At 45.2% G+C, this 18,018-nt stretch carries 19 protein-coding genes; 1 reads left to right on the top strand and 18 read right to left on the bottom strand.

Annotation, left to right across the window (positions count from 1 at the left end; translation table 11 throughout):
- Positions 1-3: 3 nt before the first annotated feature.
- The 13 genes from dinG to AC58PV_RS26260 form a co-directional block, all read right to left on the bottom strand.
- A complete protein-coding gene (gene dinG / locus AC58PV_RS26320; protein ID WP_497435594.1) occupies positions 4-2,862 on the bottom strand; it encodes an ATP-dependent DNA helicase DinG in 2,859 nt (952 codons plus the stop codon).
- Between the two features lie 90 nt (positions 2,863-2,952).
- Positions 2,953-3,549 (bottom strand): tetratricopeptide repeat protein, encoded by a 597-nt coding sequence (locus tag AC58PV_RS26315; RefSeq protein ID WP_497435593.1) that lies wholly within the window; start codon positions 3,547-3,549, stop codon positions 2,953-2,955.
- A gap of 88 nt (positions 3,550-3,637) precedes the next feature.
- Positions 3,638-4,021, bottom strand: a complete 384-nt coding sequence (panD, locus tag AC58PV_RS26310) for an aspartate 1-decarboxylase (protein WP_497435592.1) — start codon at positions 4,019-4,021, stop codon at positions 3,638-3,640.
- A 6-nt stretch (positions 4,022-4,027) separates the two neighbouring features.
- Positions 4,028-4,897 (bottom strand): pantoate--beta-alanine ligase, encoded by an 870-nt coding sequence (gene panC, locus AC58PV_RS26305; protein WP_497435714.1) that lies wholly within the window; start codon positions 4,895-4,897, stop codon positions 4,028-4,030.
- Positions 4,898-4,921: 24 nt separating this feature from the next.
- Complete coding sequence (panB, locus tag AC58PV_RS26300) at positions 4,922-5,776, bottom strand: 3-methyl-2-oxobutanoate hydroxymethyltransferase (protein WP_497435590.1); 855 nt, start codon at positions 5,774-5,776, stop codon at positions 4,922-4,924.
- 252 nt (positions 5,777-6,028) lie between these two features.
- The gene (locus AC58PV_RS26295) at positions 6,029-6,997 is read right to left on the bottom strand and encodes a biotin--[acetyl-CoA-carboxylase] ligase (protein ID WP_497435589.1); all 969 of its coding nucleotides are present in this window, start codon (positions 6,995-6,997) and stop codon (positions 6,029-6,031) included.
- A gap of 547 nt (positions 6,998-7,544) precedes the next feature.
- Positions 7,545-8,831 (bottom strand): CCA tRNA nucleotidyltransferase, encoded by a 1,287-nt coding sequence (locus AC58PV_RS26290; RefSeq protein WP_497435588.1) that lies wholly within the window; start codon positions 8,829-8,831, stop codon positions 7,545-7,547.
- Between the two features lie 27 nt (positions 8,832-8,858).
- Positions 8,859-10,031, bottom strand: coding sequence for an N-acetyl-alpha-D-glucosaminyl L-malate synthase BshA (gene bshA, locus AC58PV_RS26285; RefSeq protein ID WP_497435586.1), 1,173 nt, complete (start codon positions 10,029-10,031; stop codon positions 8,859-8,861).
- Positions 10,032-10,050: 19 nt separating this feature from the next.
- The gene (gene bshB1 / locus AC58PV_RS26280; protein ID WP_497435585.1) at positions 10,051-10,743 is read right to left on the bottom strand and encodes a bacillithiol biosynthesis deacetylase BshB1; all 693 of its coding nucleotides are present in this window, start codon (positions 10,741-10,743) and stop codon (positions 10,051-10,053) included.
- 1 nt (position 10,744) lies between these two features.
- Complete coding sequence (locus tag AC58PV_RS26275; RefSeq protein ID WP_068670286.1) at positions 10,745-11,164, bottom strand: methylglyoxal synthase; 420 nt, start codon at positions 11,162-11,164, stop codon at positions 10,745-10,747.
- 25 nt (positions 11,165-11,189) lie between these two features.
- Complete coding sequence (gene dapB, locus AC58PV_RS26270) at positions 11,190-11,993, bottom strand: 4-hydroxy-tetrahydrodipicolinate reductase (protein ID WP_497435584.1); 804 nt, start codon at positions 11,991-11,993, stop codon at positions 11,190-11,192.
- A gap of 16 nt (positions 11,994-12,009) precedes the next feature.
- Positions 12,010-12,534: a tetratricopeptide repeat protein gene (locus AC58PV_RS26265; RefSeq protein ID WP_497435583.1), complete on the bottom strand. Its 525-nt coding sequence runs from the start codon at positions 12,532-12,534 to the stop codon at positions 12,010-12,012.
- 63 nt (positions 12,535-12,597) lie between these two features.
- On the bottom strand, positions 12,598-12,936 hold the full coding sequence (locus tag AC58PV_RS26260; protein WP_497282771.1) for a nucleotide pyrophosphohydrolase: 339 nt from the start codon (positions 12,934-12,936) through the stop codon (positions 12,598-12,600).
- Positions 12,937-13,054: 118 nt separating this feature from the next.
- Here AC58PV_RS26260 and AC58PV_RS26255 point away from each other — a divergent pair, with 118 nt between their 5' ends.
- A complete protein-coding gene (locus tag AC58PV_RS26255; RefSeq protein ID WP_497435581.1) occupies positions 13,055-13,927 on the top strand; it encodes a YitT family protein in 873 nt (290 codons plus the stop codon).
- 46 nt (positions 13,928-13,973) lie between these two features.
- Here the strand turns inward: AC58PV_RS26255 and AC58PV_RS26250 are convergent, their stop codons facing one another.
- From AC58PV_RS26250 to AC58PV_RS26230, 5 genes are all read right to left on the bottom strand, one after another.
- The gene (locus AC58PV_RS26250; protein ID WP_497435580.1) at positions 13,974-14,852 is read right to left on the bottom strand and encodes a sporulation protein YpjB; all 879 of its coding nucleotides are present in this window, start codon (positions 14,850-14,852) and stop codon (positions 13,974-13,976) included.
- A gap of 54 nt (positions 14,853-14,906) precedes the next feature.
- Positions 14,907-15,566, bottom strand: coding sequence for a DUF1405 domain-containing protein (locus AC58PV_RS26245; RefSeq protein WP_497435579.1), 660 nt, complete (start codon positions 15,564-15,566; stop codon positions 14,907-14,909).
- A 90-nt stretch (positions 15,567-15,656) separates the two neighbouring features.
- Positions 15,657-16,547 carry a c-type cytochrome gene (locus tag AC58PV_RS26240; RefSeq protein WP_497435578.1) on the bottom strand — a complete coding sequence of 297 codons (891 nt, stop codon included), beginning with the start codon at positions 16,545-16,547 and terminating at the stop codon, positions 15,657-15,659.
- 20 nt (positions 16,548-16,567) lie between these two features.
- The gene (gene qcrB, locus AC58PV_RS26235) at positions 16,568-17,239 is read right to left on the bottom strand and encodes a menaquinol-cytochrome c reductase cytochrome b subunit (protein WP_028554311.1); all 672 of its coding nucleotides are present in this window, start codon (positions 17,237-17,239) and stop codon (positions 16,568-16,570) included.
- A gap of 17 nt (positions 17,240-17,256) precedes the next feature.
- Positions 17,257-17,802: a Rieske (2Fe-2S) protein gene (locus AC58PV_RS26230; RefSeq protein WP_068670301.1), complete on the bottom strand. Its 546-nt coding sequence runs from the start codon at positions 17,800-17,802 to the stop codon at positions 17,257-17,259.
- Positions 17,803-18,018: the final 216 nt, after the last annotated feature.

Genomic DNA, 18,018 nt, shown 5'->3' with positions numbered 1-18,018 from the left:
GTATTAAGCCCCTCCCATCCATTCCTCAATCCTCGGCAGCATTTGTTCACAGGTCATGTGTTCAATCTTCGGACCAGGCAACGAATAGAGGAAGTGCTTGCCATAATACGTTTCGATAACACGTGTATCATAGATAATGACGATCCCTTTGTCTGACGCTCTCCGAACTAATCGACCGAAACCTTGTTTAAATCGAATAACTGCCTGAGGTACAGAAAACTTCATAAATGGATTCTCATTGCGCTTCTTAATATTCTCACACTTTGCTTCGACAAGCGGGTGATTCGGTGGTTGAAACGGGAGTCGAATAATCGCAAGACAGCTTAGAGCATCTCCTGGAATATCTACACCCTCCCAGAACGAGCTGGTGCCCAGTAGCACGCACATTTTATTGTCTTGGAACATGCGGGTCAGCTTACTGCGATTGCCGCTGTCTACACCTTGACCGAGCACTGTGATGCTATGAGGGCTTAGCTTTTCTTTCATCCCAGCATGAACAAGTTTCAACATCCGATTCGAGGTACATAGAACCAACATTCGACCCTTCGTCACCTTGGCCACATCACTCAGAGAGTTGATCAGTGCTTCGATGAAAACAGGATCTCCTGCTCCCTTGATCGTAGGAAAATTCCTTGGAATGACGACCAGTGCCTGCTCCCGGTAGTTAAAAGGAGAAGGCAGCTGCACCGTTTTCAACTTACCTGACTCTTCGTCCTCTGGAATAGCTAATCCTAATTGCTCCGCCGAGTATTGGAACGATTTATTCACCGAAAGCGTTGCTGACGTCAGAATAATACTGTCTTTCGTTTCAAAGAAATGCTGTTGCAACAGTCCACTGACATCCGTTGGCACGGAATTCAGCTGAACGGATTTCGCTTTCGCATACGTACCCGCTTCAACCCAGTAAACGTACCCTTCATCCGCCATTTTCATAAAGAAGTGAAGTGCATCCCGATGTGCATACAGCTCTTTCACAGTCCCATTCAGGTCGGTGACTAACCCTTGCACACCCAGTCCATCCTGCTGCTCTTTTAACTCATTCAACAATTTATCTAATGTTCGTAATAATTCATTGGCATTCAGATAAATGTTATCCTCCATAATCAGCATCTCGCGCCAATTCGGAGGCAATGTGTCCGACTTCAATCGCAGAACATATTGTGAATTTTCAGATTGCGAAGGATCACTTTTGGAAGAGACCAATTCATACAAGGCTTCACTTAAACGTTCCCAGTCTTCTTTGATCGAAATGATTTTCGGAAAAAGACCATCTATCGTTTGGCTCCATGCTGCCGCACGCTCTCCAGCCTCATCTGATTTCTGCAATCGGAAACGAAGCATTGGAAGCTGTCCACTTCGATTATCTTTATACAACCACAATAATGAATGGTAAAACGCAGAGGCATGCAGCTCGATCCCGAGGTGCTTACTTGCCACTTCTTCGAAGTGATGTGCCTCATCAATGACAAGGTGCTTGTAAGACGGTAGAAGTCGGTTCTCAGCCTTCATATCGGTAAAGAGGAGGGAATGGTTCGTGATGATCACATCAGCCGTATTGGCGTCATTGCGAGCTCTATGATAGAAGCACTTCTTATACCAAGGACACATCCGATTTAAACAGGAATCCGTATCACTAGCAACCGAGTACCAGAACTGGGCACCTTTATTGCCAAAATGTATTTCTTCCTCATCCCCGTGCTCGGTTTCACTTAACCAAACAACCATTTGCGCGGCTGTTATCGGGTCTTCCCTGCCATTCTCATAGTCCCTAGTTGTGAGCTTCGTTTCAAACTTGCGAAGGCACAGATAGTGGCTTCTTCCTTTGAGCACAGCTGCCTTGAACGGGACAGGAAATATTTCTTTCAACAAAGGAATATCCCGCTCACGCAATTGCTCCTGCAAATTAATCGTATGCGTCGAAACGACGACCTTCTTCTCATATTTCAAACCGTAGTAAATCGAAGGAATCAAGTATCCTAACGATTTGCCTGTACCGGTTCCCGCTTCTATCATCAGATGTTGATCTGCTTCAAGTGATCTCTCTACTTCCAGAATCATTTGATCCTGGGATTCACGATCTTCGTACACCTCAAATCGTTGTTGAAGTGCAGACTTCAATCCTTGCTGAAATGCTTGAAAGGAAGCGCCCAGCGCTTCTGTAACTTGATATTCCGATCGCAGTTCTTCTTCCTCGCCCCAATCGGTTACATTCAAAGTAAATTGACGAAAGTAACGATTCGTATCCATGTCCACACTGGTGACTGATTCTTTATACAAGCATATTTCGTCCAAAAACCAGCCTAGATCCGTGTTACCGTTTTCGAAAATTTGATTCAAACGTTGTACCGTTAAGAGAGGCAAACCTAGTAAGCGATCCAAGCAGTGAATCCAAATCAATGCCGTAACTTCTGCGTCACTATCTGCTTGATGCGGTCTTTCATGGTCAATACCAAACAACGCCGCCACCATGCTAAGCTGTAGACTTGAGATGGACGGGAATAGAATGCGCAGCATGTCCATGGTGTCAAGGACACGTCCAGAGAAAGGCGGATACCCTGTTCTCGTAAGACCACGCTGCAAGAAAGACAAATCAAAGGCGGCTTGATGTGCTACAAGTACACAATCAAACAAAAGCGGGAACATGTCCGACATCACCTGATCGAGTGAGGGTGCATCCGCCACCATCTCATTGGTAATCCCTGTAAGTGTCGTAATCGAAGAAGGTATACTAATCCCTGGGTTCACCAGAGAAGTATACCTGTCTGTAATTTCAAATTGATCTATGATGACGAGTCCAACCTGAATAATTTCGTCCCCAGGCTGACTTCCTGTCGTTTCAAAATCCAAAACTGCAAATTTCATAACGTCTATCTTCAATCCCTTCGTCCTACACTTCTCCTAGCATACCAAACTCCATTAGGAAAAGGGAATACCTTGTTTTACCGTTTCGGTTTAGGACTCATCGAGGTTGATAAGTGGCTCCATGAAAGAGGGGTCGGTATGATACGCTTTTTGAAAATATTCGAAAGCCTTCTCTAGGTTCTGATTTTGCACTTGAATACAGCCCATAGCGTTATAAGAAATTGCTTTCATCTTTGAATTTTCCGTCAGTGGCAGCAGGAATTTGAAATGCTGATACGCATCGCCAAACTCTCCTTTTCGCAAATGTCCCATTGCTAAATACACTCGCGCTAACAAGAAATCTGGCTGACGCTGTATCAGGACCTCGAATTCTTTGATCGCTTGATCATACATGTACAGCTTATAATATCCCTGCCCGCGCATGAATTCTTCTGTTTGTTTGCCTGACATGTCGAGCTCCAGCAGTTCATCATGTAAGGTTTGAGTAGGGCTGATCGGCGCCTCCCCGTAAAACTTTCCCAGCTTCTCCTCAAAAAGCAGCCACGCCTCGATGAATTCATCACTCATCGTTTTTAATACTTGCAATTGTTCGTCAAGTTCGGCCTTTTTCTCCACATCGCTGTTCGGATATTCTTTTTGGATTTCTTCCAAAACCTCATTCATTGTGGAAAATAAATGCTTAAACATTTGGCATCCCCACCTTTGCTTCGAAAGCTTACCCTCATTCTTTGTAAACAGGGACGTTTTCATGCATGGTAGGGGAAGTCAGACACGCTTAGAGAACTGTTGAGTGTTCTTCTTCCTTGAGCAATTGGGCAACTGTGTTGTTTGGTCCCATAATGGCAATCGTTGGATGATGCTTTTTGGCTTCTTCATCGCTCATCATGGCATAAGAAACAATAATAATGGTGTCCCCGGTTTGAACGAGTCTAGCTGCCGCACCATTCAAGCAAATTACGCCTGTGCCGCGTGGCCCAGGAATAATGTAGGTCTCTAAACGCGCACCGTTGTTGTTATTCACGATTTGCACTTTCTCATTAGGCAGCATATCCACAAGATCGATCAAATCCTCGTCGATCGTGATACTCCCGATATAGTTTAAATTGGCCTCTGTAACCGTGGCGCGGTGAATTTTCGCTTTCATCATTGTGCGGAACATAAGACGTCACTTCCTGACTTCTAGAATAAGATTATCTATCAAACGGGTTTTCCCAAACTTCACTGCGAGCGCAATAATAAGAGTAGTAATAGCATCGCTATGTTCAAAAGGCTCTAAAGTTGGGTAAGACAAAACTTCGACATAATCGATTACTGCCAGTGGCGCCGTTTGTATATGATCGCTAACAAGCCTCTGCAGCTCTTCTGATGTGAAGGAACCTGATTCGTTATTTTGAATGAATGCTTTAGCTTGCTGTAAAGACTGCGACAAAACCAACGCCTGCTGACGCTCCTCTGCCGACAAATACACATTGCGTGAGCTCATCGCCAAGCCATCATGTTCGCGCAAGGTCGGGCAAGGTACGATCTCAACCGGGATGTTTAAATCATGAACCATCTGCTCAATTACAGCCACTTGTTGGGCATCCTTCAAACCAAAAAATGCTTGGTCCGGCTGAACCATATGGAACAACTTGCTAACAACTGTTGCTACACCATCGAAATGTCCTGGCCTCGAAGCCCCGCATAGCCTTGTGGTCACTTCCGACACACTCACAGTGGTGCGTGTTGGTGTTGGGTACATCTCTTCGACAGATGGCATAAATACGATATCTACACCTGCCGCTTCAGCTACAGCCAAGTCCTGTTCTTCATTGCGAGGATAACGTTCGAAATCTTCTCCTGGACCAAACTGCAAGGGATTCACAAAAATGCTTAGCACAACTAATCCACTTTGGGAACGAGCCTTTTGGAGAAGACTCGCATGTCCCTCATGCAAAAAACCCATCGTCGGAACGAAACCAACCGTCTGATCATTCTTCCGTCGATAAGCTTTGATCCGAGCCCGTAAATCGGCAATTGTCTGAACCACTTCCATCGTATGGATCGCTGCCATGACCAATCACTCCTTATCGCCGTATAGATATTGAACAACATCGTTGTCCATATGAAATGTATTTTCCTGCGCTGGGAACGTCCGCGCTTTCACTTCTTTCACATATTCGCCAATCCCTGCACGGATAGTTTCCCCGATATTTGCATAGGCTTTAACAAACTTTCTGGGAGCACTGTCAGAACCATACTGCAGCAAATCATGATACACAAGCACTTGCCCATCACAATGCACACCAGAGCCTATGCCAATTGTGGGAATAGATAGTTGCTTCGTGACCCATGCTGCCAATTCATCCGTCACGAGTTCCAGTACGATTGCGAACGCACCCGCTTCTTCAATGGCCTTAGCATCACTGAGCAGCTTCTCTGCTTGCTCCGAGTTGCGCCCTTGTACACGGAATCCTCCGAGTTGGTGAACCGACTGCGGTGTTAATCCCAAGTGACCAACGACAGGAACTCCTGCCTCCGTAATCGCTTTGACGGTCGCCGCGATCTCTGCCCCACCTTCTAATTTAACCGCCTTAGCGCCGCCTTCACGCATCAAACGTCCAACACCTTGTAAAGTTGCATCCAAGCTGCCATGGTACGTTAAGAAAGGCATATCAGCGACCACAAACGTGTTCGCGGCACCACGCACAGCTGCACGTGTATGATAAACCATATCGTCCAGTGTTACGGGCAGTGTAGAATCGTAGCCTAGCACGACATTCCCTAGCGAATCTCCAACTAGAATGACATCAATTCCAGCTTCCTCCGACAAACGTGCTGAGGGATAATCATAGGCCGTTACCATCGTAATCGGTACGCCGTCTCCCTTCATCTTTCTCATCTTTGCTGTCGTTAGCGCTTTACGTTGTTCCACAGGTATCCCAGCTTCCTCATATAAAATAAAAAACCTTTTAGCTAAGAGCTAAAAGGAGCGCATGCAGAAAGAATCAATGATCCCTCTGTCTCGGTCCTGTAAGGCTCAGAGCAGAATCCAACATCTTGTTTCGGTTATTTCGGTTTGCGTGCAATGTTATTGCAAGATAAGCAAGTGCAGTTCCTATAAGGATACCGCCTTATGGTTCTATTATACCAAAGCTTGCTTCGCGAGGATACCCTTTATCTCCCACTACTTAAGTTCAATATCTCCGGAATAAATTTTAACACGTTCTCCATCCGGGGTTATCACGGTTAAAGCACCTGTATCATCCAATGAATCTGCGATACCTTCAATGAAGCCTGTCGGTGTTGATGTCCGAATCGGTCTTTTCAAGGTGACACTTAACGCTTCCCATAACAGCCGAATTGGGGCAAACCCCTTCTCCAGATATAGTGCATACATTTCCTCAAATTCCAATAGAAATGCTTGCACTAACCCTTCGCGCGAAACCTCGCCACCGGACTCAATTGCTAAAGAAGTTGCTTTGGTGCGCAGCTCCTCCGGGTAGTCTTCTTCTAGCAAATTAACACTAATGCCAATTCCTGCAATCACATATTTCAGACGCTCATCCTCGCCGCTGCTTTCCAGCAAAATACCACTGACCTTCTTCCCATGAATCAGAAGATCATTTGGCCATTTGATGCCAATATCAACTTGGCACACTTTTTGAATGGCACGACATAGCGCAACAGCACTAAGCAGGGTTAGCTGTGGCATGAAGTATACCGGAATTCGCGGAGTCAGAATAAGACTCAACCAGATCCCCTTACCCGAAGGAGAATGCCAGCTGCGCCCCATTCGGCCTCTGCCTGCCGTCTGTCTCTCCGCAAGCACGATCGTGCCCTCAGGCGCCCCTGAAGCGACCAGCTTATGTGCAATCGTTTGAGTCGAGTCTACTTCATCATAAATATGTACTTTTTGGCCGAGTACCTTCGTTTTCATCCCGCTCATTAATTTGCTGAGCTGCCACTTCGCTGGTTTGCTGATAAGACGATACCCTTTGCGTGGAGCCGCTTCAAACGCATATCCTTCCGCACGAAGTTCCTCAATGTGCTTCCAAATTGCCGTTCGACTCACACCGATCCGTCGACTGATTTCCGCTCCTGATACATAAGTTTCCGGAGCTTGCTCAAAAAGCTCTAAAATTCGTTCATTCATACGAATTCACTCGCAATCTTTTAATTTAATCTATAGCAGCGCAGGATGCGCTTGATTTCTGACTTGGCTTACTGGTTGTTTCGGTGGGGTGATACTAGATACCACAATATCAAGTTAGTAGCTACTTTGGTGAGTAGGATTGCTTTTACACGACAACTGATTTATCACTTAAACGTACAAGGTACCTCTAGCTCGATTTACTAGCTACTCCAGCGGACAAGATACCTCTAACTCAAACTAACAAACTAAAGTAATTACTTCAGTAGGCTTGCCTACCTTCCTCACATCCACCAATTTTTTAAATTTAACTGGATTTCATGTAGGTATTTTGACTGAAAAAGCAGCAAAATTAAAATTAACTGGATTTTATGTAGGTATTTTCATAATTTCTTACCTTTTCTACAAGAAATCCACTATTTAACTGGAGTTTTTACAGTTAAATGCAATTTCAAGTGAAAAACCCTGATAATAACTGTAGTTTTTACACTTATTCGATTTCATGAATGCCATCCTAGCCGCCATTCAAAAGAAAAACCGCACAGCGCTGCTACTTCGCAGCCTGCGCGGCGTCAATCAGAGCTTCGCGCTCATTCGGGATTTCCCCGAGAGCCGCTCGCTCGAGCAGATCCTGCAGCAGCCTGCCCATCCATGGGCCGGGCTGCCGATCAAGAGCCACCGCCACATCCTGGCCGGATATGGCGAGTTCCTTCAGGCTGAAGCAGGGGACCTCCTTCAGCCATATCTCCCCGCGCCGCAGCAGCGCCGGCGCGGTCTCACTCAAGAAGCGCGCCAAGTCGCCGCGCTTCCCCTCCACCTGCGGCAGCTCGCGCAGCAGCCGCAATAACGCGCTGGCTGCGGCTTCGCCGCGGCGCACCGCGCCAAGCTTCCAGACCCGCTCCAGCGGAGCCGGGTCTTCCACCGCCACCTGCGCGGCGATCGCCTCGCGCAGGGCAAGCACGTCCGCGACCGCTGTGCCATCGGCGCGGGAGAAGGTCAAGTCCTGGAGCGCCGCGCGGACTACGTCCGCTGGCACCTCCAGAAGCATGAGCAGCATGGCCCAGCGGTCATGCTGCCCTTCCAGCGCGCTGAGAGCATCCAGCGCGTCGTCCCAGGCGAGCCAGGCCTCAAAAGGCAGCGGAAGCTGCTTTTTGAGGTTGGCCAGCAGGCCGCTCGCCAGCATTAGCCGCACAGCCCGCGCAGGGGCTGGGCCTTCTACCATGCGCTGCAGCTCGCTGCGCACGCGCTCCATCGCTATATGGCGCAGCAGTGGCGCATTCGCTAGCAGCGCCTGCCAAGTACTCGCCTCGATTTCCAAATCGTACGTCGAAGCGAAACGAATACAGCGAAGCATGCGTAACGCATCTTCCCCAAATCGTTCCTCCGCAATACCTACGCAGCGAAGCACACCAGCGGCTAGATCAGCTTGTCCGCCATAAGGATCCTGCAGAACGCCAGCTATATTCATAGCCATTGCGTTCATTGTGAAATCCCTTCGCTTTAAATCTTCAGTTAAATCTGAAATATAGGCAACAGAGGCAGGACGACGAAAGCCTTCGTACGCTGCCTCCTTACGGAAGGTCGTTACCTCATACATGCCCTGCGCTATTAATACCGTTACAGTGCCATGCTGAAGACCCGTAGGCACGGTTCGATGGAAAATTCCCATCACTTGTTCAGGCAAAGCAGAAGTCGCAATATCGATATCCTTGATCGACCGACCAATCACAGCGTCTCGTACACAGCCTCCAACCAGATAGGCCTCATACCCTGCTTCCACTAACCTAGCCAATACCTCAGCAGCACCTGGATCATTTATACCCTTGCTTGCATCCAACTTCATTCTCCTATCCAGTTGGCATCCTTATTGGCACGAAGATGCTGAAATGCGGTGTGATTCAGGGAGTTCCCGTCCTAACACCCGATAGTAAATCTCCTCATACTGAACAGTCGTAATATCGTTACAGAACGTATATCGCGCACGATTCAAACAATTCTGTGCCATTTGTTCATACATCACTTGATTTTTCAACAGATTTATCGCATAACTAGCCATTTGGTCTGTATCACCGACTTCAGCTAGGAAGCCTGTTTCACCATGGGTGATCAACTCAGGAATTCCACCTGCATTGGAACCAATCGTAGGCACCCCACAAGCCATAGCTTCAAGCGCAACGAGTCCGAAGCTTTCCTTTTCCGAAGGAAGCAACATGACATCTGCAAGTGAAATCACTTGTGCGACATCATCCTGTTTTCCACAGAACGTCACTTTATCGGATAATCCAAGTTCTTTCACTTTAGAAATCATTTTCGAAAGGTCCGGTCCTTCCCCTACAAATAAAAGTCGGGACGGCACTTCTTTACTTACCTTTGCGAAAATATCTACAACATCCTGCACGCGTTTCACCGGTCGGAAATTGGAAATATGGATAAGGATTTTCTCATCTGGTCGCGCGAATTCGCCTCTTAGCTTGGATATATCTCGCGGGTAATACACCCGTTTATCTACAAAGTTATAAGTCAAATCAATATCACGCTCAATCGCTAACAATTCCCGTGTTTCTTTTATAAGATCCTTAGAAACCGCTGTTACCGCGTCACTTTCATTGATGGCATATTGGATTAGGTCCGAAATCGATTGATCCTGACCCAATACCGTGATATCTGTACCGTGAAGTGTCGTAACAACTTTGAGATTGGATCCTACCATTTGCTTAGCAAGTAAGGCACAAACGGCATGCGGAATCGCATAATGCACATGAAGCAGATCAAGCTCTTCCATTTTGGCAACCTGAGCTAACTTACTAGCGAGCGATAGATCATAAGGTGGATAGCGGAAGACGTAATATTGGCTAACTTCCACTTCATGATAATAAATATTTTTATGAAATTTGCCTAAACGAAATGGCATGCTATGTGTAATAAAGTGGACCTCGTGTCCCTTTTCAGCTAGCAGTTTTCCAAGCTCAGTCGCGACTACACCTGATCCTCCAAGTGTTGGGTAACACGTAATACCAATCTTTAATTTGTCTTTCATCTCTCACACCTCTTTCCGATCAATCAAAATGTTCTATCACCAAAGGGAGTTTGGAAACGAACCCTTCCGCATACGTTAGTTGACGCTTCTGACCCATGACGCGATCACGAGCTTCTACACGTTCGACATAACCTTGATTGAGTGGCGTCGCAACGGTGCCCGCACCCGTTACAAATTGTGACTGGTACGCACGCAGTGCTGCCATTTTAATATCATACGTATTTGTTACATCTACAATCACATCAGCTTCATACACGTCATTTATAAAATAAAAAAATAGTTGCTCCACATTCACCGCTTCAGTGTCTGGCAAATATTTACGCAGCTTCGCGTTAAAAACAGCTTCTTGTACGAGCGTTGAACAGGCAATATGATCCGGGTGACGATCTTGCCAATACGGTGCAAACACAATTCGCGGACGAAACTTCCGGATTTCCTGTGTAATGCGCTCGATATGATCTGCCGTAACCAATAATCCTCGATCGGGTAAGCCCAGATTCGTACGGACTGCCACACCAAGAATTTGAGCTGCTTCCGCTGCTTCTTCTAGTCTAGTTTCTACCGTCCCATTCGAGGACATTTCTGCATACGTTAGCTCACAGAGCCCGACACGAAGTCCGCGCTGCGTATGCTTGGCAATGGTTGCACCCATCCCAATTTCAGCATCGTCTGCATGGGCACCAAATATAAGAATATCTAATTGTTCACTCATCTTATTCAATTCCTGGCTTATATTTATGTACGAGTTCTCTCCAAGCAAAATCCCCACGATCCAAAGCTCTTACAAGCAACTCCGCAGTCGCAATGTTCGTTGCGCACGGAATCCCTTGCACATCACATAAACGAAGCAAAGCGATGATATCTGGCTCGTGTGGTTGAGCCATCAAAGGATCACGCAAGAAGATGATCAAATCCATCTCATTTTTGGCAACCAATGCCCCAATCTGTTGATCTCCCCCAAGTGGACCTGACATAAATCGATGAATATCCAACTTGGTATTTCCCATGATTCGTGTACCGGTCGTGCCTGTTGCATATAGTTTGTGCCCTTCGAAAACATGCTCATAAGCTGTAACGAAATTCACCATTTCATCTTTCTTTCGATCATGGGCAATAAGTGCGATGCTTAACATCTAACTTCCACTCTCCTAGGGATCTCTAATCTATAAAATGCTCGAAACCATAAATCATACCTATATAGGTCATGACTTTACGTACCGCTATCGCCACACCTGGCATATAGGCTGCACGATCATAAGAATCATGTCTAATCTTAAGCGCTTGACCTTGTTCAGCCATAATCACTTCTTGTTGCGCAAATACACCTGGCAGACGTACACTATGTATTCTGAATCCATTGTAATACCCACCGCGGGAACCTTCAATTGTTTCTTCTTCTTTCGGATTACCTTGCTTGATTTCTTCACGTACTTCTGAAATGAGTTCAGCCGTTTTCACAGCTGTACCTGAAGGTGCATCCAGCTTTTGGTCTCCATGGTACTCGATAATTTCCAAGTGCGGAAAATATTTCGAAGCTTGTGCAGCGAATCTCATCATAAGAATAGCACCAATCGAGAAATTCGGTGCAATTAATCCACCGATATTGTTATCTCGGCATAGCATGTCCAAATCTGCAATAGCTTGAGGGGTGAATCCCGTCGTTCCCATCACAGGACGAATCCCTAAGCGAATTGCAAGATTGGTATGTGAAACCGCCGTTTGCGGTCCTGTAAAATCAACTAAAACATCTGGCTTGGATTCGGTCAATACTTTCTCAATGTCGTTCCCCATAAGAATTCCGCATTCATCCATGCCAACCATTCTTCCAAGATCAATGGGGCCGGAAGTACGACTTACTCCCCCAACTAACTCCATATCTGGCTCTCGCAGAACAGTCTTGACGACTTCCCGCCCCATTCTTCCACTTGCTCCGATAACTGCTACTCGTATACTACGCTCCATATTGTGGTGATCTCCTTTATCTTTGTTTCGGGCCTAACTCTGTATTCATTTTGATCTTATAGATCGTGGCATGCTGCATAGCAAGCTCGTGATGCGGCTCTAAGCGAACAGCTTCCATTACGGTTTGATAAGCTCTGGTATAGTCCTTTCGCATTGCGAAGGCCTCACCTAGCATCAGATACGCTTCAATTGCTAATGGATCAAGCGTGATCGCTTCTTTTAATAGAAAAATTGCGCGCTCTGTATGATCCGATTTAATCGTCAACTGCCTACTGGCTTGTTCAACAAGCTCACGTGCATTCAACACTTGCAACTGAAATCGAAACACTTCATTCGCAGGGTCGAGTTCAATTGCTCTTGCTGCATGTTCCACAGCTTTAGTAAGCTTATTGCTCCTCGCGAAAGTAATGGAAAGTTTGTGATGATAGACAGCATTGTTTGGTTCTTCCGCAATCGCTTTTTCAAACCATTCAATGGCTCCTTCAAAATCATGCCCAAGTATGGATTCGTATGCTTTCTGTATTTGATTTTCTCCATTCATCTGCCCATCCTCCTTGCCATTAGCGGTTTTCCCGATTCATGGGGATGGTTTAGTTTATGAAGGTCAATTCGTTTCGGTGTTAATTTTAGTCCAACGCCCTGCATCACGGGTATTGAATTTGTGCATGATTTTGTCATGCGCTTCCGTTAAATCAATGCCAAGTGAATTCGCAAAGCAAATCGTAATGAATAAAATATCACCAAGCTCCAATTCAATTGAATTGTCCGCTTCTGTACTTTTTTTCGGTTTTTCACCGTAAGAGTGATTCACCTCACGAGCTAATTCACCAACTTCTTCAGACATTCTGGCCAGCATTGCAAGAGGACTGAAATATCCTTCCTTGAACTGGGAAATATAAGTATCAACCTCTTGTTGCAGGTCTTTGAGTGATCGTTCTGACATCGGCATCCTTCTTTCTATCCTCTTCACAAAGGTTATCCTCCTTATGTTAAACTAAACGAGAATAGTTGACAAATTTTTTGTTTGATAAGGTAAGCATTTTAGGCATGGAGGAATTCACATGATATTTAAAGAAAGGTTTCAAGATCAATTTCTTAATGTGCTAGGAATCGGGATTGGAACTGCGATTTATGCATTTGGCTTGCATTATTTTGTAATATCCAATGAGCTGATGGAAGGCGGATTAACGGGCATTTCCCTCCTGCTCAAATACGTGTTTAATGTCCCTCCATCCGTCTCAACACTCGTATTTAATATTCCTTTATTTTACTTAGGGTGGCGGAATTTCGGTAAGGGCCCCATGTTGTATACGATTTTCGGCGTCATTTGTCTTTCGTTCTTTCTATGGGTGATGGAATGGCTCATTCATATGGGCTGGGTAGTCCCGTTTCAAACGACACAAGACTACTTCCTAGCAACTCTATATGCTGGGATTACGTTAGGCACGGGGCTTGGACTTGTATTCCGATTCGGTGGAACAACCGGTGGTTCAGATATCTTAGCTCGCATTGGGCACAAAAAGAGAGGCTGGAGTGTTGGACAAGTCATCCTCATTATTGATGTCGTCGTGATTGGTTCCTCTTTAATTTATCTGCCAAAAGAAAAAGTACTCTATTCACTTGTAGCCGTATTCGTCACATCTCGCATTATTGATTACATATCAGAAGGCGCTTATGCGGCCAAAGCTTTTACAATCATTAGTGAGCAGCCAGGTATCTTAGCGGAATCCATCACGAAAGTACTCGATCGCGGAGTCACACTGTTCCCAGCACGTGGCGCTTACTCAGGAAACACGAAAGAAGTCGTTTACTGTGTCGTTTATCGTCATGAGACAAGGCAATTACGTGAGTTAATACACGCCGTTGATCCACGTGCTTTCATCATTGTTGGGGATGTACATGAGGTCATCGGAGAAGGTTTTAAGACAAATTAAAAAAAGTGGATTAACAGCTCCTGTGAGCCTGTAAATCCACTTTTTCTTATCTATTTTCACTTTCCCTTGTCTGCCGAACAGGAACAATATGACGTCCAGATTGATACATTTGCCAACCTGCATACGAGAGGACACCTATGATAATAACGCCTATGCTGATTGACCAAATAATAGGATGATTCGGATCTGTGAGCGGCACATAAGCCAGAGCATCTTTATGTTTCATAAAAATTTCATCTAACAATTGGTTTACATTCACGATCCCAGCCTCTAACGGTCTTATCGGCAGCGGTTTCGTATTCACATTGGTTCGAAGGAAGACGAGCAATGAATCCAATTTCTCAACGGTTGATGGATCACGGCTAATAATCAATGAAGGATGAATAATAGCGATGTGTTGTGACAACTTGCCAAATTGTTCGATTGCTTCTTGCTGCTTATTCGCCTTTACATGCTGACTTAGCAGTTGCGTATCATTCTGCAGAACCTTATAATATTGCAGCCACATCGGCTGATTCTTATGTGAAAGTGCATCTGTTGCTAGACGAATCTTGGCTACAACTAATTGTCCTTCATTTGGCGAGTAATTGACGGCGTTATACACTCGTTTCGCGTCGGTGACTGTCGCAGTCAATGCATTCAATCCCTCAATGGACGTAATTCCTTCCCATGAAATCTTTGGGATTTGATCGGATAGTTGAATCAATTTATTTCTTGCCTCAGCAACTTGTCCAGACATCGTTAGTGTATACAATTCTTCAGCAATGCCATTTAAAAATGCTATCCGCTCTACTTGAACTGGGTCTATAGGTTTACTAGCTTGTCCGACTCTATGTTGATTGGTACTGCAAGCTGCAAGTAGACAAAGAACAAAGCCGAGTAAGATCGTCACCGCTATCCCTCTTAACCTTTTATCGAAAAACATGGGACATCCCCTCCTTCACCATCATCATATGGAGGTTCGTCCCACTTTAGACCATCACGTACTCGCTTTCAACATTTTTTTCTCTCTTACCATTAAGCAAGTAATCGCAATCCAAATTCCGATGATACTCAAGCATATCGTAAAGAATTGAATGGTTCCCAAATAGGGATGCAACTCGCGTTGGAGTCTTGGAAAGACACCCTTTTCATAATCCATGTAATCATTCCAAAACGTCCATATCGCCACAATGACAATAGCAGGCAATCGGAAAGAAAACCATCGAACAAATAGCAGCGCTTCCACGGCCATCGCCAAATGAGACGCTGTCAGCATCCATCCATCCCATCCAACAGATGCCCCCTGCGTAGCTCCTGCCCATATCATCGTTACAGCCCATATGCCATACTTAAATGATGTAATCAGCGCGAAAGCCTCAACGAAGCCGCGAATAGCCTTATATAGCTTACTCGCAGGTTTGGCAAAGGAACGATCTACGATCAAGTAACCAACAGCAAGGGTGAAAAACAAACTGGCAGTCGGACTGTCTGGCACAAAAAATACATACCATATCGGATTCTCTGCAAGGGTATCTACCATCTGAATCCAATACCATTCATAGCCATAAATGGTTCCTAGTAAATTACTAATGAAAAGCAACCATAGCATTCTTTTACTTAGTAAGAAATTACTGCTCCACAAATAGGAAATGGACATGTTGGCCCCTCCATTAGAATCAAATTCAATACGTAGACCATTGAAAATTCTCAAAAAAAACCTGATCACTCTCGCGACCAGGTTCACATGTTATTGAGTTTTTTGTTTGGATAACCAATCTGCTAATTTATCAATATCGGCATCCGTCAAGCCTTTATCAATGTTAGGTTTGTACATAGCAGGCATATTGCCTTTACCATTTTTGATAATACCCATAATGTCTTCCTTCGTATGTGTATCACCAGTTCCTAACAAAGCAGGTACACCAGAAGCTGGCATTCCTTTTAACCCCGCACCATGACAAGCCAAGCAAGTTGCTTTCGCGTAGATCGCAGCACCTGGATCATCAGCAGCCACGATTGCAGCAGCTTTCTTCGTTTCTTTCTTCGCACCCTCGCCAGCAGCGCCACCTTTATTCGCGTGCATTTCTTCTTCACGCTTAATGTGCTCTGGAATGATGTTTTTCTCTTTAAGCTCAACTTGGTAATGAGCCCATGACGTGTACGTTAAATATGTACAAGCGATCAAAGATAGAATCATAAGACTTGAAGCAATTGGTCTTCTATAGAATCGACGTTCTTTACCAGTATCCAAGAATGGAGCTAGCAACAAACCACCGAATAGTAAACCTGGTACTACAACCGCTCCAAGAACTACGTAATCACCTGAAGTGTATGGATACTTCAGCAATTGATACATAAACAAGAAGTACCAGTCTGGCATTGGAATGAATGCCGTGTTCTTCGGATCCGCAGGATAACCTAACGGAGCTGGGTCGGACATGACTAGAACTAGCATACCGACCAAGACAACGACACCAACCATCCACTCTTTTAACAAGAAGTTAGGAATGAAGGCTTCCGATTTACCTGGGTAAGCAGAGTAATCTCTAGGAATGAGTCGTTGTTCTTGCGTTTTCTTAATTACGCGGGAATCCCCTACGTAAACGATTTTTTCATCAGACTTATGACCATGCGCCACGCTATTCGCCCCTCCCTAAATTATAGCGGTCCGGAAATACCTTGTTTGCGAATCATGAAGAAGTGTCCGGCAAGCAAAGCGAGCAGAACGCCAGGCAGGAAGAACACATGAATAGCAAAGAACCGTGTTAGTGTTTGTGCACCAACAATGCTTCCGCCTTGCAGCAATGTTTCGATGTACGGTCCAGCGAATGGTACCGATGCTGCAATTTTCATACCTACTTGTGTTGCAAAGTAAGCTTTGTTATCCCATGGAAGCAGGTATCCCGTAAAACCAAGACCTAACATAACGAAGAAAATGAGCATGCCTACTACCCAGTTCATTTCACGTGGAGCTTTGTAAGAACCTGTGAAGAACACGCGCAGGGTATGTAAGAACATCATTACGATAACTAAACTAGCTCCCCAGTGGTGCATACCTCTGACGATAACACCGAAAGCTACTTTATGTTGTAAGTAATCAACACTCGCATAAGCATTGATAATATCAGGTGTGTAGTACATTGTAAGGAACATACCTGACAGAATTTGAATGACTGTGATGAAAAACGTCAGACCGCCAAAACAATAAACGAATGCGGAAAAGTGATGAGCAGGGTTAACGTGTTCTGGTACCTCGTGATCCGCTACATCTCTCCACATAGGCGTAATATCAAGACGTTCGTCAATCCAGTTGTATACGTTTTTAAACATCTGATCGTGACGCCCCCTTATACTCTAGTGTTAGCATGCAGTTGTCCAACATACACGAAACCATTCTCTACTTTTGTTGTGTACTCATCTAATGGACTAGGAGCAACAGCAAGGTTCTTGCCGTCTTGCGTATAATGCGCACCATGACAAGGACAGAAATACTGATCTTTGTAAGCAGGGTTATCGTTCCAGTTAACCGTACACCCTAAGTGCTTACATGTTGGATTTAACGCAAAGAGAGCACCCTTACTATCTTTGGAAATCCATGCTACGAGTTCAGCTTCACTTTCGTACCAACCATCTACCTGATGGACTTGGAACGTAAACGCTTGTGGAACATTCGTAATTTTACTTTCTTCGACAACTTTAACCCAATCCGATGCTGCTTTAGGCTGAAGGACTGGATCAATGGCAAACCGAATCATCGGTATGATAATCCCGGCTCCCATGAATCCACCAGCGCCACCAAGGGTATAAGAAAGAAATTGTCGACGAGACATTTCGCGTTTGGTCCCGGGTTTCTTCCCATGCTGTTCTTCATTGTGATTGTTATGATCACTCATTCTCAGGCCTACCCTCCTACATTGGCCGAAGTCCGAACCCTCTCGAACATCAGCTACCTCTATCACGTGTCGTTCGACATTACACTACATAACTAGGACATTTCTAATAATAGCCTACGTCTACTAGGTCGTCAAGAATTCATAACTCCTTTTATTGGATTGAAAACTGCGCTTTCGGACAAATTTTAACGAAATTGTCACAACTTTTTGCAAGCC

The sequence above is a fragment of the Paenibacillus sp. J22FR83 genome (assembly GCF_059691955.1).
This window is presented reverse-complemented; position numbering and strand designations above follow the sequence as displayed.

Excerpts from the sequence above, each read along its gene's own strand:
- AC58PV_RS26245 (WP_497435579.1), bottom strand. The coding sequence starts at position 15,566 with ATGTCCATTTCCTATTTGTGGAGCAGTAATTTCTTACTAAGTAAAAGA.
- bshB1 (WP_497435585.1), bottom strand. The coding sequence starts at position 10,743 with ATGAGTGAACAATTAGATATTCTTATATTTGGTGCCCATGCAGACGAT.
- bshA (WP_497435586.1), bottom strand. The coding sequence starts at position 10,031 with ATGAAAGACAAATTAAAGATTGGTATTACGTGTTACCCAACACTTGGA.
- AC58PV_RS26295 (WP_497435589.1), bottom strand. The coding sequence starts at position 6,997 with ATGAATGAACGAATTTTAGAGCTTTTTGAGCAAGCTCCGGAAACTTAT.
- dinG (WP_497435594.1), bottom strand. The coding sequence starts at position 2,862 with ATGAAATTTGCAGTTTTGGATTTTGAAACGACAGGAAGTCAGCCTGGG.
- qcrB (WP_028554311.1), bottom strand. The coding sequence starts at position 17,239 with ATGTTTAAAAACGTATACAACTGGATTGACGAACGTCTTGATATTACG.
- AC58PV_RS26250 (WP_497435580.1), bottom strand. The coding sequence starts at position 14,852 with ATGTTTTTCGATAAAAGGTTAAGAGGGATAGCGGTGACGATCTTACTC.
- AC58PV_RS26315 (WP_497435593.1), bottom strand. The coding sequence starts at position 3,549 with ATGTTTAAGCATTTATTTTCCACAATGAATGAGGTTTTGGAAGAAATC.
- AC58PV_RS26275 (WP_068670286.1), bottom strand. The coding sequence starts at position 11,164 with ATGTTAAGCATCGCACTTATTGCCCATGATCGAAAGAAAGATGAAATG.
- panC (WP_497435714.1), bottom strand. The coding sequence starts at position 4,897 with ATGGAAGTGGTTCAGACAATTGCCGATTTACGGGCTCGGATCAAAGCT.
- AC58PV_RS26255 (WP_497435581.1), top strand. The coding sequence starts at position 13,055 with ATGATATTTAAAGAAAGGTTTCAAGATCAATTTCTTAATGTGCTAGGA.
- AC58PV_RS26230 (WP_068670301.1), bottom strand. The coding sequence starts at position 17,802 with ATGAGTGATCATAACAATCACAATGAAGAACAGCATGGGAAGAAACCC.
- panD (WP_497435592.1), bottom strand. The coding sequence starts at position 4,021 with ATGTTCCGCACAATGATGAAAGCGAAAATTCACCGCGCCACGGTTACA.
- dapB (WP_497435584.1), bottom strand. The coding sequence starts at position 11,993 with ATGGAGCGTAGTATACGAGTAGCAGTTATCGGAGCAAGTGGAAGAATG.
- AC58PV_RS26265 (WP_497435583.1), bottom strand. The coding sequence starts at position 12,534 with ATGAATGGAGAAAATCAAATACAGAAAGCATACGAATCCATACTTGGG.
- AC58PV_RS26260 (WP_497282771.1), bottom strand. The coding sequence starts at position 12,936 with ATGTCAGAACGATCACTCAAAGACCTGCAACAAGAGGTTGATACTTAT.